General features: G+C 53.4%; 1 protein-coding gene. It reads right to left on the bottom strand.

The genetic code is table 11. The annotated features are described in order from the left end of the window. Positions 1–206, bottom strand: a 206-nt coding sequence (locus G9G54_RS25195; RefSeq protein WP_165179982.1) for a hypothetical protein, incomplete at both ends; no start/stop codon positions are given.

Raw genomic sequence — 206 nt, 5'->3', positions numbered from 1 at the left:
ATTTCATTCACTTTGGCCTCGATCGCCGCAGATACCTCAGACTCATTTCTGAAGTCGGCCCGATCCAGCGTATACAGATCGCCCTCACCGACCGCGCGGTTCCAAGCTTCATATTCGCGCTCCGTAGGTCGGAAAATGATACGCAGTGCATCGTGATGGCTAACGATTTGATCCATCGCTGTGCGCAGGGCCGTTTCATCAAAACC

It is taken from the genome of Paenibacillus sp. EKM212P (genome assembly GCF_011066115.1).
GTDB lineage: Bacteria > Bacillota > Bacilli > Paenibacillales > Paenibacillaceae > Paenibacillus > Paenibacillus polymyxa_B.
This window is presented reverse-complemented; position numbering and strand designations above follow the sequence as displayed.